Annotated in this window: 18 protein-coding genes; 2 read left to right on the forward strand and 16 right to left on the reverse strand. The window is 42.0% G+C overall.

The genetic code is table 11. From position 1 onward, the window contains the following. Positions 1–11: 11 nt before the first annotated feature. The 12 genes from R5R67_RS01675 to R5R67_RS01730 are packed head-to-tail and all read right to left on the reverse strand — an operon-like array spanning position 12 to position 10,435. Positions 12–1,478 (reverse strand): aldehyde dehydrogenase, encoded by a 1,467-nt coding sequence (locus R5R67_RS01675; RefSeq protein ID WP_318754737.1) that lies wholly within the window; start codon positions 1,476–1,478, stop codon positions 12–14. A 13-nt stretch (positions 1,479–1,491) separates the two neighbouring features. Continuing rightward, positions 1,492–2,283, reverse strand: coding sequence for an aspartate dehydrogenase (locus R5R67_RS01680; RefSeq protein ID WP_000735778.1), 792 nt, complete (start codon positions 2,281–2,283; stop codon positions 1,492–1,494). A gap of 15 nt (positions 2,284–2,298) precedes the next feature. Next, the gene (locus R5R67_RS01685; RefSeq protein ID WP_000009973.1) at positions 2,299–3,093 is read right to left on the reverse strand and encodes an SDR family oxidoreductase; all 795 of its coding nucleotides are present in this window, start codon (positions 3,091–3,093) and stop codon (positions 2,299–2,301) included. 15 nt (positions 3,094–3,108) lie between these two features. Next, positions 3,109–3,933 (reverse strand): alpha/beta fold hydrolase, encoded by an 825-nt coding sequence (locus R5R67_RS01690; RefSeq protein ID WP_002061302.1) that lies wholly within the window; start codon positions 3,931–3,933, stop codon positions 3,109–3,111. A 35-nt stretch (positions 3,934–3,968) separates the two neighbouring features. Further along, entirely contained in the window at positions 3,969–4,490 is a 522-nt protein-coding gene (locus R5R67_RS01695) for a cupin domain-containing protein (RefSeq protein ID WP_000211626.1), read from the reverse strand. 23 nt (positions 4,491–4,513) lie between these two features. Continuing rightward, on the reverse strand, positions 4,514–5,737 hold the full coding sequence (locus tag R5R67_RS01700) for an MFS transporter (RefSeq protein ID WP_318754738.1): 1,224 nt from the start codon (positions 5,735–5,737) through the stop codon (positions 4,514–4,516). 42 nt (positions 5,738–5,779) lie between these two features. Then, positions 5,780–6,991 (reverse strand): NAD(P)/FAD-dependent oxidoreductase, encoded by a 1,212-nt coding sequence (locus tag R5R67_RS01705; protein ID WP_000411886.1) that lies wholly within the window; start codon positions 6,989–6,991, stop codon positions 5,780–5,782. 29 nt (positions 6,992–7,020) lie between these two features. Next, positions 7,021–7,950: a VOC family protein gene (locus tag R5R67_RS01710; protein WP_000627796.1), complete on the reverse strand. Its 930-nt coding sequence runs from the start codon at positions 7,948–7,950 to the stop codon at positions 7,021–7,023. Positions 7,951–7,961: 11 nt separating this feature from the next. Then, entirely contained in the window at positions 7,962–8,726 is a 765-nt protein-coding gene (locus tag R5R67_RS01715) for an SDR family oxidoreductase (RefSeq protein WP_000024376.1), read from the reverse strand. Then, a complete protein-coding gene (locus R5R67_RS01720) occupies positions 8,719–9,786 on the reverse strand; it encodes an aromatic ring-hydroxylating oxygenase subunit alpha (RefSeq protein WP_000991783.1) in 1,068 nt (355 codons plus the stop codon). Before R5R67_RS01720 ends, R5R67_RS01715 begins: the two co-directional genes overlap by 8 nt. Positions 9,787–9,802: 16 nt before the next feature. Continuing rightward, a complete protein-coding gene (locus tag R5R67_RS01725) occupies positions 9,803–10,102 on the reverse strand; it encodes a recombinase-like helix-turn-helix domain-containing protein (protein WP_000847096.1) in 300 nt (99 codons plus the stop codon). Positions 10,103–10,129: 27 nt separating this feature from the next. Next, positions 10,130–10,435, reverse strand: a complete 306-nt coding sequence (locus R5R67_RS01730) for a non-heme iron oxygenase ferredoxin subunit (protein WP_000118514.1) — start codon at positions 10,433–10,435, stop codon at positions 10,130–10,132. A gap of 273 nt (positions 10,436–10,708) precedes the next feature. Here R5R67_RS01730 and R5R67_RS01735 point away from each other — a divergent pair, with 273 nt between their 5' ends. Beyond that, a complete protein-coding gene (locus R5R67_RS01735) occupies positions 10,709–11,521 on the forward strand; it encodes an IclR family transcriptional regulator (RefSeq protein WP_000051057.1) in 813 nt (270 codons plus the stop codon). A gap of 44 nt (positions 11,522–11,565) precedes the next feature. Here R5R67_RS01735 and R5R67_RS01740 read toward each other — a convergent pair whose 3' ends face one another. Both R5R67_RS01740 and pnuC read right to left on the reverse strand, forming a co-directional pair. Next, positions 11,566–11,865, reverse strand: coding sequence for a hypothetical protein (locus R5R67_RS01740; RefSeq protein ID WP_000927113.1), 300 nt, complete (start codon positions 11,863–11,865; stop codon positions 11,566–11,568). A gap of 14 nt (positions 11,866–11,879) precedes the next feature. Beyond that, positions 11,880–12,461, reverse strand: a complete 582-nt coding sequence (pnuC, locus tag R5R67_RS01745; RefSeq protein ID WP_000074689.1) for a nicotinamide riboside transporter PnuC — start codon at positions 12,459–12,461, stop codon at positions 11,880–11,882. Positions 12,462–12,708: 247 nt separating this feature from the next. Here pnuC and R5R67_RS01750 point away from each other — a divergent pair, with 247 nt between their 5' ends. Then, a complete protein-coding gene (locus R5R67_RS01750) occupies positions 12,709–13,497 on the forward strand; it encodes a crotonase/enoyl-CoA hydratase family protein (RefSeq protein WP_000070462.1) in 789 nt (262 codons plus the stop codon). Positions 13,498–13,600: 103 nt separating this feature from the next. On the opposite strand, the gene pgaD is transcribed toward R5R67_RS01750, so the two are convergent. Both pgaD and pgaC read right to left on the reverse strand, forming a co-directional pair. Continuing rightward, positions 13,601–14,020: a poly-beta-1,6-N-acetyl-D-glucosamine biosynthesis protein PgaD gene (pgaD, locus tag R5R67_RS01755; RefSeq protein WP_000856365.1), complete on the reverse strand. Its 420-nt coding sequence runs from the start codon at positions 14,018–14,020 to the stop codon at positions 13,601–13,603. A gap of 81 nt (positions 14,021–14,101) precedes the next feature. Continuing rightward, the gene (pgaC, locus tag R5R67_RS01760) at positions 14,102–15,361 is read right to left on the reverse strand and encodes a poly-beta-1,6-N-acetyl-D-glucosamine synthase (RefSeq protein ID WP_000151613.1); all 1,260 of its coding nucleotides are present in this window, start codon (positions 15,359–15,361) and stop codon (positions 14,102–14,104) included. Positions 15,362–15,371: the final 10 nt, after the last annotated feature.

Consider the following 15,371-nt stretch of genomic DNA (forward strand, 5'->3'; position numbering starts at 1 on the left):
CCTTGAATTTATTAATCGCACCAAGGGTTAGGCTGTTCATTCAGCCCCATATAAATACTCTTTTGTTGCATGTACGATAAAATGCCCAAACGGCCTTTTTCGCGCCCAATCCCACTGTCTTTAAAGCCACCAAACGGTGCACTAATCGAGAATTTTTTGTAGGTATTAATCCATACTGTTCCTACTTCTAAGGCACGTGCGATGCGCCAAGCTTTGCGATAGCTTTCAGTCCAGATACCTGCAGCAAGACCAAAACAACTGTCATTGGCTTGGGCAATTAAATCTTGCTCGTTGTCGTATTTCATAACGACTAAAACAGGACCAAAAATTTCTTCCTGACAGGTTTGAGCACTGTTATTTAAGCCCGTAATAATGGTCGGTAAGTAATAGCTTCCTTTGGCATAGTCACCAGTCGTAAGTGCCTCACCACCAATCAGAACCTGACCACCTTCGCTTTTAGCAAGTTGCACATAGCGATCAACTGACTGCAAATGTTTGTCATTGACCAGTGGTCCTAAATGCACGCCTGCCTGTTCCGGATGGCCCACACGTAAACCTTTGGTAATTTCAACCAAACGCGTTAAAAACTGATCGTAAAGACTGCTATGAATAAACAAGCGAGAACCTGCAATACACGCTTGGCCTGCCGAGCTAAAAATACCGTAAGCCACACCTTTAGCAGCCAGTTCGACATCTGCATCCGGTAAAACGATGGTTGGTGACTTACCACCTAACTCAAGCGAAGTGGTAATCAGTTTATCTGCAGCAATATGTGCCAAATGACGACCCGTGGTTGTTCCACCTGTAAAAGAAATTTTACGAACCAATGGGTGCTGAGCAATGGCATCACCAATGATAGAACCACGCCCCACTAACACACTAAGTAAGCCTTTTGGTAAACCAGCCTCTTCAAAAATTTTGGCAAGCTCTAAAGCAATGAGTAAAGTTGCTTCTGCTGGTTTTAACACTACGGCATTTCCTGCTGCCAAAGCTGGAGCAAGCTTTTGAACTTCACTCGCAATTGGAGAGTTCCAAGGAGTAATAGCTGCCACAACCCCTACAGGTTCATGCACACTCATGGTCATAAAGTCTGGAGCACGTTGAGTGGTGAGTTCATCATTTAGTGTTTCACATGCAGCTGCAACATAACGTGCAGTTGCCGCAGCACTCATCACCAAGCCACGAGTTTCGGTTAAAGGCTTACCATTATCGCGGGTTTGTAGTTTTGATAATTCATCTACACGCGCTTCAATAATGTCTGCAACTTTGTTGAGAATACGTGCGCGCTCATGCGGCAAGCTGTTTCTCCAGCTCGATTGACGCCAAGCCTGATCTGCTTTTTCAATTGCTTCATTTACATCTTCAAGCGTTGCTGTTGAAAGCTCAGCGTTTACCGACTGATCTGCCGGAAACAGGCTTTGAATGACTGCACCACGGCCTAATCGCCATTCACCCGCAATATAAATTTCCTTTGCCATGATCAAATCCTTCTTAAATCTGTATTGCTTCTACACTGTTGCGACAAGCACGAATCACGCTAAGCGCAGCCAAAGTTGATGTTTTCGGGTTACTTGGCAGCGGCACACCCACCAGTTCAATTGTCATTTGTCCAAAGCCACCTTCCGCCACAATGGTGTGTTTGTTCTTGTTGATAGTTGGATCAACAGTTAACTCAACCATGGTTTCATCCATTCCAAGCCCTGCAAGTGCAATCGTTGCTGCAACGTTGGCATTGGCCGGAAATTTCATGGCAGCTTCACGGGCAGTTCCAGTAAAAAAGACCGTAGGTTCTGAAACATGGTCTAAATCGACCAATTGCTCTGCATAACTACCCTTCCAGCTTTTTGGACTTTTACAGCCTTTATAAGTGACCTTTTGCAAGCCACCTTCTTTAGCAGCAGAAATACCGTCAATGCCTGCGATAGCCCCTGCCAGTAAATGCAGATGGGCATCATTTTTTTCGGCAGTTTGCTTAAGCTGAACCAAAAATTCACTATCAGCCAAAGTACCCACCGAAATCAGACCAATGGTCCAGCCTTTCGCTAAAACTTTTTGAGCATGCTCTTTTACTGCTGCTTGACCTGCCACCTCAATGACATAGTCTGGGGTACCATCACATTGCTCAATATCTGAAATCACTTGAATGTCAGAAGAGACTTGTGACTGCACTTTTTCAATGCTGCGAGATGGCACTACAATCCACTTGAGTTGCAGATCTTGGGGCAAGTGGGCATACACTTCTGCTGCCATTGCGCCAAAACCAATCATCATCAACTTTTTCATGACAGCACCTGATATTTATAAATGTTTGTTAAAACCACCCGAGACATCTATTGCCGAACCTGTGGTGTAAGATGCCAATGGTGATGCCAAGAAAACTAAAGCACGTGCAGGCTCTTCTGGACGGCCTAAACGCTGCATAGGAATGCCACGATTTTTTGCGATATTGCCGGTCCACTCTTCCCATGACAGATTTAAATCTGAACGGGTTTCATAACGGCGTTTCCACTGCGCAGATTCCACCATTCCGAGTAAAATCGAGTTCACACGAACGCCATACTGAGTAAACTCATGCGCTAATGAATGAGTTAAATTCAACAGTGCAGCGCGTGCAGATGAAGTCGCAATCATGTGCGGTTCCGGTTGCAATGCCAGTAACGAGTTCACATTGGTAATTGAGGCATTTGCCGACTGTTTTAAGTCGTCAAGAAAAGCCCGTACCGGATGTAAAACACTGAAATATTTCAGCTCAATCTCTTTCATCCAGTCTTCATCTTGCGTATTTTCAAAATTTGAAACACGGCCTTGTCCAGCATTGTTAATAAGCATGTCCACATTGCCCAAATTGAGTTTGACCTCTTTGGCAAATTGCTGAACTTCTTCTTTTTTCAAAACATTACATGCTTTGGTAAAAATATTGGCATGTGGAAATTTTTCTAAAATATAGTGCTTAGAAGCATTTAAACGTTCTTCATCGCGACCACACCAAGCAACTTTTGCACCCTCTGCAACCAGTATTTCAACAGCAGCCAGCCCAATCCCAGATGAGCCACCGGTAACAACTGCAACTTTTCCTTCAACTTGGAAGCTCATAATCCTTAATCTCTCTTACGATTGTTCCTGAATCGTCAACATAATTTGGTTAAATGCTTGCGGTTGGTCGACATAACTTAAATGTCCTGCATCTTCTATGACGAAGCGCTGTTCCAACTGCAATTCCTGAGCAAGCTCTTGTATACCTAACGCAGGAGTGATTTGATCTTGCTGCCCTGCAATGACTGTGCATGGGACTTTTAAATCGGTTAAATAATTACGTATTTCGTCATATGCCAGTAAGTACGATGCATGTGTGAAACCTTGTAAGGTCAACTGCTGCATCACTTCTGAAACTAAAGCTAAGGCCTGTGGCTCTTGTTTATAAATCAAATGAGGTCCACGACTTTGGGCCATTCCTTTAGCGCCGAGTTCTTTCAACATTTTTGGTCTTTTTTCAAAAACCTGAATTTGTGTTTGTTCATCGTGGCGTTGGTAGCCTTGCGCCAAGTTAGCGACCACCAAATGTTTCACTCGCTCTGGGTAAAGTGCAGCAAATGCACTGCCCTGTAAGGCACCTAAGGAGTGTCCCACGACAATTGCTTTTTCAATTTTTAAAACATCGAACAACCCTGCCAAACGCTTTGCGTAGTCGGCCGCATTCGGTTGATCCGTTAAAAGTTCATCTGATTTGCCATAGCCCGGTGCGTCCCAGGCAATGACATGAAAATGATGAGACAGCACTTCAAGTTGGTTTACCCATGAAGCAGAACCGGAACTGATGCCATGCAACAGCACAAGGTATTCGCCCTGACCAGCTTCCCGATAAGCTTGCTGCTGGCCTTGAACATTGACCGTTTTCACCGGAAATTCTGCTAACTTTTCAATGAGTGTCATCATTTTTAATTCTTCCCTTCATTCACTTCATCAAACAATTAACGTTTGATTTGAGACAATGGATGCTCTGGTGGATAGTTAGGAATTGTTGGTTTACCTGTTCCCAACATCACGCACATCAAGGCATCTTCTTGACCTGGGTTAAATAAACCACGGTAGATACCCGGTGGAATTGAAATCAGGTCACGCTCTTTTAAGCGGGTCTGGAATTTCTCGCCGTTGTGCTCAATAAACAAATCAATTTCGCCGCGGAGCATAAAGAAAACTTCTTCAACGTCGTGGTGAATGTGCAAAGGACCTTCACACTGTGGTGGTAGCACCATAGTCGAAAACGTAAAGTTCTCTGCAGGTACAGTATTGCTGTCATTTGCAACACCAGTTGCACCCGTACCCATATAGCGCATTTGAGCACGGCGATATTTCGGGTCGTAATCGGCTTGGAACTTCAAAGCCTCAAAGTCATATTTACGAGTCTCAAAGCGAGCAATACGTGTGTTTAACCAATCTTCTAAAGAAGCGCCTTCCGGCTGTTTCCACGATTCGAATTGTTGTGTAGTCATTTTTTAAACTCCTATACAGTGAATTAATAACGTTTTAAAAGAGGAACCAAGAACAACGACCCAATGACAGCGACTGCAGCCAAGAAGGTAATTCCCAAATTAAAACTATGTGTTTGCATCACGATGTAACCGATCAGTACAGGTGCAATTGCACTTGCAAAATTACCTAAACCGTTAAATATTCCACCCGCTGTCGCACCTACATTTGAGGTGGTTACTCGGGCAAGCAGAGCAAATACCGCAGCTACTCCAAAGCCCCACGCCATAGCACTTAAAGACATGGCAGCAATAATCAATAATGGCTCAGTCATAATGACCATCACATACATGAAGATGCCCGCGAGAAATAAACCGCTGAATACTTGAATTGCGCGGCGGCCTAATTTGTCAGATAAAAACGCACCAACCACTTCGCCAATTAACATGGCAATGAATGGAAAGCTTGAATACACCCCAAACTCCTTGAGGTTGAATCCTTTGTCTTGCATGAGATAAGAAGGAACCCAACTGTTTAGGCCCCACAAATAAGTCATTAAGGCAATATTGAATAAGCACACCAACCAGAACGCGCTATTGCTCACAAGTACTTTGGTGTTGGCGATATGGCCTTTGAAGTTAGTACGTTTACTTTCACCTTCAAGCTCAACAGTTTTCTTGAGTTGTAAGTTACGCAGACCACAAACAATGCTTAAAATTGCAATGAGTGTGAGCGCAGCCATCACAAAAAAAGTGGTATGCCAGTCGTGGTGTGCCAGAACGGCCGCCGTAATTGGGAACCCAAGGAATGCACCAATCGGTGTACCCAGTAAGAACATGGTTGAGGCACGTGCCTGCTGACGGTCTGTATAAGTCTGCTTAACAATGGTGTACGCCAAAGCAAATAGCGGACCTTCTGCCAAACCGAGTAGAACCCGTAAAATCAACATGCCTGAGTAGCTGGTGGTAAAGCCCATGCAAAGCATGAGTAAGCCCCAAGAGGTCACACTCCTGAACAGCATTTTCTTTGGGTTAAAAATGTCGCCTAAAAAGCTTAGGAAGACTGATGAAAAACCATAAGCAAGTAAAAAACTTGTCATGAGCCATCCGAGCTTGGCTTTATCTTCAGCAATTCCCATCGAGCTTTGAAAATGTGGGTCTGAAAATAAAACCGCAATACTGATCTTGTCGAAAAATGCCAGTACTACACACACCATAAGGACAAAAGCAGGTACCCAATGCTTTAATCCACTTTTTTCTTCATTACTCATGTGTCATTCCTTCGATTTGGTAATGAGAACCAGATTTAATGTTTACGGTTTTAACTTCATGACATTAAATTCAGCATCTGCTAATAATTTTGGATCTAAAACGGTGTTGGCTTGCATCCAACGCTTTGCCAGCTTGATTAACTTCGAGTCATTAATGGCAATCATATTCAGCAAGCGATTTTCATGGTCCAGATATAAATAGCTCACCTGATCTTCACCACCTTGGCGAATCACCACTTCTTTGGTTTTTTCAGGTTGATATGTTCCTAAAATCTGGATATTAAAGTGATATTGATCAGACCAAAGCCAAGGAATATCGGTATATTCAGTTTCAATTCCGAGCATTGATTTCGCAGCTGCAATCGCCTGATTTTGTGCATTTGCCCAAGACTGAATGCAATACCCCAAACCCGGATGAATCGCGACATCACCTGCGGCATAAATGTCTTGATCTGAGGTTTGCCCAAAACAATTCACCACAATGCCATCTTTCACATCAAGCCCAGCATGCACGCCTAATTCTTTAGCAATTTCGGCACCTGCACCCACTACAACACAATCAAATAACTGGCTATGTTGAGGATGGTTCACCACTTCAACTTTTTGATCTGGTGCTTCCACTAAGTGAAGGCTCTTGCTGTCTAAATGAATTTTTGTGCCTTGAGCCTCATGCATATTTTTTAAAAATGCAGAAACTTCCGGACTCACACTTCTTGCACATAAGCGGTCGCCATATTCAAAAATATGAACATCTTTCCCTTGCTTACGCGCAGTTGCAGCGATTTCCAAACCAATCCAGCCACCGCCAATCACAGCCACATTTTTTGCATTCTTTAAAATTTCAGCCAGACGTTCACAGTCACGTACATTTCGTAAAGTCACAACATTTGGAATGAACTGCCATGTATTGACGGGTACACGGGCGCGGCTTCCTGTTGCAATCAACAATTTGTCATACGGCAAAATCTGACCACTTTCTAAATGAACCTGCTTTTGCTCGCGATCGACTTTTGTTGCAATTTCTGGTTTGTGCCATTGAATGTTGAACTCTTGAACCTGTTCTGGAGAGAACAGATTCAAACTTTCATAAGTTGCTTCTTTTGAAAGTACTTGCTTAGACAGTGGCGGACGCTCATAAAACACCTGATCTTCATTTGAGACCACATGAATTTCACCCACATATCCATTTTGACGTAAGGTACTAACTGCCCAACCTGCAGCCTGCCCCGCCCCTACAATTACAATCTTTTCCATAGCCTTTCTTCCTTGTAAAGCAATGCCTGTTAAACAGGCTTCACCTGACGGCGGGTTTTGTCATCAAGACCACCTTCAATCGCCCACTCGGTGAAAAGCTCTAGACGATGTTCTTCTACACGTGGCTGCCATTCTTCGGTCAAATAATCATCGTTGGTGTAATATTCAAATGCACCACCCAATGGTGAGTTGACGTACCAGAAATAAGCAGAAGAAATTGGATGACGTCCCGGTCCAATAAAGGTTGACCACTCTGAACGGTTCATATGTAAACCGCCTCCAATCACCTCATGAATATCACGAACAACAAATGCAACGTGATTTAGACCAGCAGGTTTATTTGGAACGCTAAGTAAGAATAAATCGTGGTGATAACCTTCACCGCGGCAACGTAAGAATGCACCGCGATTTTTGTAAGCATCAGATAAATGAAAGCCTACTTTTTCAATATAGAAGTTTTCAGTAGCTGCCAAATCCGGTGTGAAAAACACCACATGTCCAATCGCAACAGGTTGACCTTTTTCATAAACAGGACTTGCTGCATTCACACGCTGAATATTGCCGTATTGGTTAATGCCTTCCGTTTTAAGTTCAGGTACTTCTTTTACAAAACTTTGTTCAAAACGAATGGTCATGCCATTTGGGTCAAGACACTGAACTGTATTTTCAGAACGTTTAAAACCCTCTACATCGGCCAAACGAGCTGCCAAGTCATCAAGATCTTGTGTGCTTTCAACACCCCAAGTCACTTCACGTAAAGTTGAACCTTGTTCAATGGCAGCAGGCAAACGGTCATCATCACAATTAAATAAATAAATTTTGCTGCCGTTTTGAGTCTGGTATAAATCTGCACCTTCAATATCAGAAGTACTTTGGCTTAAACCAAAATCTACCAAAAACTTGTTTGAAGCGGCTCTATCTTCAACTCCAAACTTTAAAATCTCGATCCCTGTAATCATTTGACTACTCCTTAGTTAAAGACAAAACCGCCATTGACCGGAATATTTTGACCTGTCACAAAAGAGGACAAATCCGACAGTAGATACAATGCTGTTCCATTTAAATCTTGTGGAAGTTGCTGACGTTGAATCGCTCTTCCGTTGACATATAAATCATGACGTTCCTGTGGCACATACTCGGTTGCTTCAACCAGTGTCAGCCCCGGAGACAATGTGTTGACACAAATATTGAACTGCCCCAACTCTCTTGCCATTGAACGCGTCATGGCAACAATTGCACCTTTACTCGCCACATAAGCCATCAGGTTCGGTGCGCCCCAAAGTGCTGTATCTGACGCAACATTAATAATCTTGCCGGCAGCCGATTGTTTTAAATGTGGAATACACGCTTTTGTAATTAACCATGTGCCTTTTACATTAATATTCATGACTCGATCCCAAAGTTCAGGATCGTAATCAATCATATTTTTTCCACCGACATTGGTTGCAAGCGCTGCACAGTTCACAAGGCCATCTAGTCCTTGTAATGCTTCCACGCTTTTTGCAACCGCATTTTCAATAGAGTCTGCATTGGCAAGGTCAACTGTTACTGCATGAACGTTTAGCCCTTGTTGCTGTAACACTTGCGCTTCTTGTTGCACGAGGTCAGATAAAATATCTGCCATTACAACTTCAGCGCCTGCCTCAGCAATGGCTTGAGCGAAATCCCGCCCTAAACCACGTGCAGCACCAGTCACTAAAACTTTTTTGCCTTGCAACAACGCTACATTAGCCATGAGCTTCTTCCTGCATCTCGATACGGTTTGATGCATTTAGTGCAGCAATTTTCTTTAATTGCTTCTCAGCTTCTTTCTTCATTAAACGGCGTAAACGTGCAAGTCCAACATCGTGTTGATATAAGAATTCTCGTGCACGTGCATTTGGCGCAAGGTTTTCTAAAATAATGCGGTCTTGTTCCAATACATCCCAATGCAATTGTTCTAAATGATTGCGATATAAGAAGCGCCATACATTACGTTGCCAACCACTCACCTTACGGCAGCGCCAGAAAAATACACGGGTATTGTTGGCATCAATTGGCGTTGCGTAACCCACAATCCAGAATTCACCACCCGGACCAAACTGTTTACGGTAAGGAATTGAAAGACGTAACCAACTTGCACCAGTCGAACCATATTCAACCCAGTCAAAGTTCACACCTGTTTGGCCTTCTTTTTCAAAAACAAAACCATTTTCAGTTGTGCGGTGTTTCATCTCTGCGGTACGTTCACCTTCTGCCATAGAGTGTGAAGTACAGTGCAAATATGTACCGTGCATTGGGTCCATCACGTTATCAATGGCATATTGATGGTTTACTTTCCAGTCTGCTTGGCAAAGGAATGAACTCCACTCTTCGCTTGCCAGTTGTTCTGGGAACTCAAGCGGTGCGGGTTGTTCATTTGCATCGATACCAAACCAGATGAAGATTGCACCATGCTGTTCAATGACCGGATAGCTTTTTAAACACTTGGTTCCAGTCATTGGACATTCATGAACGGCTGGCACATCGGCAACCACACCATCAGCACGAACTTCAACACCGTGATACCAGCAAGCAACTCGATCACCCAAGTTCCAGCCGAGTGAAAGACGAGCACCGCGGTGTGGACAGCGATCTTCAAGCGCATGTACCTGACCTTCGGCATCACGCCAAACCACAATGTTTTCACCTAAACGGGTAATCCCAACCGGATTAGCAGCGACTTCCCAACTTGCTAAAACCGGATGCCATTGGTCACGTAAACCAAGTTCTAAATATTCTTCAGCGCTTTGTGAAGTTGATACGATTGCGTTCATTTTATTCTTCCCTGAATCAATAACCTAAACGTTGCATTTCTTCTGTAAAGCTCTCAGAAGTCCATTCATCACCAGATTCACAACGGAAACCCTGTTGATTAAGTGCAGAAACAACCTCATCTAATTCTGTTGCGCCCGCAGAAAATGCCTGAATCAAGTTCTTTACAAAGTCTTGTTCGTAGAGAGTCGGTTCTTTATAACGTGTTTGCCAAACCAACAATTCAGATTGACCTGGAACTTGAATATTGTTGATACCTGCTTCGGTTGCTGGCGTTGCATGAATCCAGCTTGCCAACTTTTCATTAAATGTCTTCATTGTTCTGCTTCCTTGTACATGTGAGGACTAGAGTTGAATTTGAATATCCTGTCCTTCAACACGAACTGGGTACGTACATAGGTTTCTACACCCGGGTCCACTTTTTAGCTCACCTGTCTGAATGTCAAAAATTGCTTCGTGCAATGGACATTCCACAGTTTGATCTTCGATAAATCCTTCCGTTAATAAGGCATACGCATGAGGGCAAACATTTTCGATAGCGAAGTAATTTTCATCGACAAAAAAAACACCAATTTTTTTCCCTTCAACTTCGACGGCTTTCGGCTCATCTTCGCTAACGTCACCCTGCTGACAAACTGAGATCCAACTCATACCTTGCGTCCTCATTTTGTTTTATATACAAAACATAATTTGATTTTCAAAACACAAGCTAAGCATAATCCTCTTGATTAATTTTTGTCAAAGTAAAAATAAATAGTAAAATCAATTTATTAATTATTTTTAAATAATTTGTTACGTTTCAAGTTGGAAACAATGTTTTAAATATAAAAATTGTTTTATGTAATCTTTATAATTACAATAGTTCTAAAATAAAGCATAATGCCCCAATTCGAACCCTGTTTTATTTATAGGAAAACGACACGAATGAGCCTAGAGATTGAAGAAGATTCGCAAGAATCAGAAACAACAAAAAATGATGATCGGTATTTAGTACCAGGGCTTGTGCGTGGTTTAGCCATCTTGCAAGCATTTAATCAACAAGCACAAGAAATGACGATTACAGAAATTGCCGAAATTTTGGAAGTGAACCGTTCTAGTGCATTTCGGCTTATCTATACACTTGAAGCTTGCGGTTACTTAAGAAAGGCTTCACAAAAAACATATGCGCTTGATTCAAAAGTTATGGAGCTTGGTTTTAACAGTTTATCAAAGCTTTCATTACTTGATTTATCTACGCCTTTAATGAAAGAACTACGTGACCAGACCAAACTTGCAGTACACCTGACCGTTTTAGAAGGTACACACATTGTTTTTGTAAATAACGTTCAATCTATGGGTACGTTTACCAGCAATATTAGTTTAGGTACTCGCTGGCCTGCCCATGCTACAGTTATTGGTCAAATGTTATTGTCAGATTTACCAGAGGCAGAAGTACGACAACGCTATCGCAATTTTAATGACTGGGATAGTTACTCAGAACTTACCCCAACCAGTTTAAAAGCGTTATTGCAAAAATTGAATTATGTAAAAACTCAAAAGTCTATGGTGAGCTGGGGGCATTACAACCATGACATGGCTGCTTGTGCTGCACCGATTTTCAAACAATCAAATGGAAAAATGGTGGCTGTCCTTTCAGTCAGTTGTCCAATTACCACCTATGATGAGAAGACCTTTAAAGAAGATATCGCCGCTCTAGTCATCGCAACGGCAGATAAAATTTCAAAATTTATCTATTAAAAAAAGCGACGTTAAGTCGCTTTTTTGTACTCTTATTTCTTCAATTAAAAATTACACTCAAAAGTTTCACCATTCATATCCTGAAAACTCAGTGTTGAATGATTTTCTTTAATATCAAACTTTAAGTACTGCTGTTTAAACTGTACTACGGCATAAAACTCTTCAGCCCCATCATCTAAACCTGTCGCAGAGACTTGGGTCCCTTGCGGAAAGTCCTTGAGCCAAGCAGCGTTATAAAAATCCGATACTGAATTAAAATCTATATATTTTGCAGGCTCAGCTATAATTTTTGCAGCAATTTGATCAAACTGTTGTTGTTTATAAGCATCTAAACTCAACAACATGCTTATTCTCCCAATTAAAGCTGCCCAGCACCTAAGTTCTGCTTTCTTTTAACCTTTTCCCATTGATACCAACCATAAGCTGCCATTAATACAAAGGCTGCATATAAGGCTGAAGTTAAAAACAGCTCTTTATAGATAAACATGCCGACATAAACAATATCGACAAATACCCAAAGGATCCATGTCGCAATATGCTTTCGGCTGGTCCAGTAAGTTGCAAGCAAGCTAAATGCTGCAAGCTGTGAGTCGAGCATCGGCACCGCTGCATCGGTAAAGTTTTTAAGAACCAAACCAAAGACTAAGCCACCTACCGCGGCAATAATCATTTGAATGATAGCTGTTTGAACTGCAATAGGCTCGATTCGAATGTCATGATCTTGCTGCTTTCCTTTGAGCCAATAGTAAAAACCATAAAAATTTACAGCCATAAAAAAGAATTGCAAAATCGTTTCGCCATAAAGCTTAAATTCGTAAAATAAATAAGCATATAGGACAAAAGCAAAGAAATTAAACAGCCAGCACCACATATTACGGATTACCGTTAATCCAACTCCAATGAGGCTAATTAAGACCGCGAAAATTTCTAGAGGTGACATAATAGAAGCTGCTTACTGAGATCAATTTGACAGCGTATTATGAGAAAAATATAAAGCGAAGCAAACTGCTAATTTAAATAAATCATGGAAAATAACATGTCTAAGGATTTATCCTTTTCGCATGAAATTGATTTATTTCAATAGATAAACAAAAGAAATACTGATCGAGTCGCTAACAATTTCTATTTGCTAGTTTTTCAATGATTGTTTAAAAGATAATGAAAGACAAATAAAAGAGCGTGAAAATATGTCAAATCAAGAAGGAAAAGTCAGCCGTGAAACTCGCGGACATATTTTTTTAATTGGCTTAGATCGGGCAGCAAAACGTAATGCTTTTGATAGTCACATGATCAAAGACTTATCACTAGCGCTCACTGAATATGAAAATAATGACGCCCTGCGCTGTGCGATTGTTTTTGCTCACGGTGACCATTTTACAGCTGGCTTAGATTTGGTTGAGTTACAACCCAAGCTCGCTACAGGTGTTTTTGACTTTAGTGAAAACGAAATTAACCCTTGGGGCACTGTAGGCCGAAAGCTTAGTAAACCGTTGATAGTAGCAGTACAAGGTTATTGTTATACCGCTGGTATAGAACTCTTTCTTAATGCTGATATTGCGATTGCGAGTGAAAATACCCAATTTGCTCAAATGGAAGTTCAACGTGGCATCTTACCTTTTGGCGGAGCAACTGCACGTTTTACTCAAGCCGCAGGTTGGACCAAAGCCATGCGCTATTTACTCACTGGTGACTCTTTCGATGCCAAAGCTGCTTTTGACATGAACCTTATTACAGAAATATGTCCAGAAGGTACAGAGCTTAAACGTGCCATAGAACTTGCTGAACATATCGCGCAAGCTGCACCACTTGCTGTAAAAGCGACCCTCGCCTCTGCTCGTGAGGCAGTCAATGAAGGTTACAAAGTGGCTTTTAACCAACTGCAAAACCATCTTCAACCTTTACTCACAACAGAAGATGTTCAAGAAGGTGTTTTCGCCATGCTGCAAAAAAGACCTCCTGTTTTTAAAGGTAAATAAGTCCTACTCAAGCACTGCGCTCTACAGTTTAAAACTTATGGATATACCGAAATTAGTGTAAAAAAAAGCCCACACGATGGGGGCTTTCTTTTATAAATGTACTTTATTCAACTCTAATGATTTTACCAAATTCATTATGGTGAACGACCGTAATTTTTTGGCTACGGCCCTGCTCAATTTCTTGCACAGGCAAATCAAAATAGCGCGCATAGTCATCTGTCTGTTTCATGTTAAGTTCACTACCTTCTACACGGCGTTCAGGCAATACATGACTCCAGAGTAGCAACCCGACTGCACAAGCAATCAGCGCTGTAATACCATGTTCAATTCCTACACCGAATGCACTGAACAAACGATGTACTAAATGAGTTTTTTGCAGCTCTGCCAATACCCAGATAAACACGAATGGACGCCACAACAACAACCAAGCCGCCCACATCATGGCTGTGCTTGTTGTAGAAGCATAGCGTTTATGCCATGGCAATTGACGGCGTAAATCAATAATCAACGAATTTGTCTTCATTTCTCTTTACCTAACGAAGTGCTGTGGTTTTCCCCAGACATCAATACAGCACGATCTTTAAAATCTCATGACTCTTGCATTTCATCCACGAATGCCCCGATCCGGGCTCACCCAACGCGCACGTTTCTCATCTCCACGTCGTAAGACTTTTGGAAATGCCACAATAGTTGCCGAGATGGTGATTAGCCAAAAGACCAATGGATACCAGATCATCCAGAAATAGTTTTTTCCTAGATGCGGTTCATAACGACTATCCATCCATTTGCTTAAAGCAAACTGAATGAGACAGGTTGCCCCCAATAAAATACCGCTACCATACGGTAAAAATGGAGAGCTCACAACGGCTAATGCAGGGACCGGTAAAATAAAATGTACCAACCACAACAAAGCCATCGCCAGCATTAAATATGACCAGACTAAAGTTAAGCAAAGCTCAAACATTAAAGGCCATAAAAAATTCAATTTTGGTTTAGTGAACACATCAATATTTTTAATTAATACCTGTGCTCCACCCATTGCCCAACGTAAACGTTGTTTCCACAAACCGTTTAAAGTTTCAGGCATTAAAATCCAAACCAAGGCATTCGGTTCAAAACGAATGTCCCAGCCGGCACGTTGCAATTTCCAAGTAATATCGATGTCTTCGGTCAACATATTAGGTGACCAATAGTCCACTTGGTGAACAGCGCTCTTACGAAAAGCCGTAATAACACCAGATACGGTGAATAAACGGCCAAAGGTACGCTGAGCACGTTTAATCATGCCGACAATCGAAGAAAACTCACCAACCTGAATACGACCTAATAAAGTTGAACGGGTACGGATACGTGGGTTACCCGTCACGGCTGCAACAGTCGGATTTTGAAGAAAATGACGAACCATCCACTTTGCTGCATGCGGGTCAAGTAAAGCATCACCATCAATACCAATTAAAAACTCGGCATCGGTCATTAAGCTTCCGGCTTGCAACCCCATGGCTTTACCTTGGTTTTGTGCAAGATGAACAACACGGAGTTTTTCATGTTGTTCAGCTAACCGATCCAGCACTTCACCTGTATTATCCGAACTGCCATCATTAATCGCAATCACTTCAAAATGAGGATAATCCAGTTTTAAAGCATGAGTAATCGTTTCCTCTGCATTATCCCCTTCATTAAAACAAGGAATAAGCACAGCAACTTTAGGATAGCTTTCTAATGGAGCTGGCTGATCATAAGGCGGAGCTTTACGTTCCTTCCAATAGAAAATGATCGCGCCAATCATCCATAAATACGACATGAATAATGGATAATAGAAAACGAATTTTAAGGCATGCGACCATATAGCAGCAAAGATTGTCATGTTTCAGCCT

The organism is Acinetobacter sp. OYA S30 (assembly GCF_033599315.1).
Classification (GTDB): domain Bacteria; phylum Pseudomonadota; class Gammaproteobacteria; order Pseudomonadales; family Moraxellaceae; genus Acinetobacter; species Acinetobacter baumannii.

What these genes read in the sequence shown, in the direction of transcription:
- R5R67_RS01680 (WP_000735778.1), bottom strand. Translation starts at nt 2,283, where the DNA reads ATGAAAAAGTTGATGATGATTGGTTTTGGCGCAATGGCAGCAGAAGTG.
- R5R67_RS01675 (WP_318754737.1), bottom strand. Translation starts at nt 1,478, where the DNA reads ATGGCAAAGGAAATTTATATTGCGGGTGAATGGCGATTAGGCCGTGGT.
- R5R67_RS01715 (WP_000024376.1), bottom strand. Translation starts at nt 8,726, where the DNA reads ATGGCTAATGTAGCGTTGTTGCAAGGCAAAAAAGTTTTAGTGACTGGT.
- R5R67_RS01685 (WP_000009973.1), bottom strand. Translation starts at nt 3,093, where the DNA reads ATGAGCTTCCAAGTTGAAGGAAAAGTTGCAGTTGTTACCGGTGGCTCA.
- R5R67_RS01710 (WP_000627796.1), bottom strand. Translation starts at nt 7,950, where the DNA reads ATGATTACAGGGATCGAGATTTTAAAGTTTGGAGTTGAAGATAGAGCC.
- R5R67_RS01735 (WP_000051057.1), top strand. Translation starts at nt 10,709, where the DNA reads ATGAGCCTAGAGATTGAAGAAGATTCGCAAGAATCAGAAACAACAAAA.
- R5R67_RS01690 (WP_002061302.1), bottom strand. Translation starts at nt 3,933, where the DNA reads ATGATGACACTCATTGAAAAGTTAGCAGAATTTCCGGTGAAAACGGTC.
- R5R67_RS01700 (WP_318754738.1), bottom strand. Translation starts at nt 5,737, where the DNA reads ATGAGTAATGAAGAAAAAAGTGGATTAAAGCATTGGGTACCTGCTTTT.
- R5R67_RS01730 (WP_000118514.1), bottom strand. Translation starts at nt 10,435, where the DNA reads ATGAGTTGGATCTCAGTTTGTCAGCAGGGTGACGTTAGCGAAGATGAG.
- R5R67_RS01750 (WP_000070462.1), top strand. Translation starts at nt 12,709, where the DNA reads ATGTCAAATCAAGAAGGAAAAGTCAGCCGTGAAACTCGCGGACATATT.
- pgaC (WP_000151613.1), bottom strand. Translation starts at nt 15,361, where the DNA reads ATGACAATCTTTGCTGCTATATGGTCGCATGCCTTAAAATTCGTTTTC.
- pgaD (WP_000856365.1), bottom strand. Translation starts at nt 14,020, where the DNA reads ATGAAGACAAATTCGTTGATTATTGATTTACGCCGTCAATTGCCATGG.
- pnuC (WP_000074689.1), bottom strand. Translation starts at nt 12,461, where the DNA reads ATGTCACCTCTAGAAATTTTCGCGGTCTTAATTAGCCTCATTGGAGTT.
- R5R67_RS01720 (WP_000991783.1), bottom strand. Translation starts at nt 9,786, where the DNA reads ATGAACGCAATCGTATCAACTTCACAAAGCGCTGAAGAATATTTAGAA.
- R5R67_RS01725 (WP_000847096.1), bottom strand. Translation starts at nt 10,102, where the DNA reads ATGAAGACATTTAATGAAAAGTTGGCAAGCTGGATTCATGCAACGCCA.
- R5R67_RS01705 (WP_000411886.1), bottom strand. Translation starts at nt 6,991, where the DNA reads ATGGAAAAGATTGTAATTGTAGGGGCGGGGCAGGCTGCAGGTTGGGCA.
- R5R67_RS01695 (WP_000211626.1), bottom strand. Translation starts at nt 4,490, where the DNA reads ATGACTACACAACAATTCGAATCGTGGAAACAGCCGGAAGGCGCTTCT.
- R5R67_RS01740 (WP_000927113.1), bottom strand. Translation starts at nt 11,865, where the DNA reads ATGTTGTTGAGTTTAGATGCTTATAAACAACAACAGTTTGATCAAATT.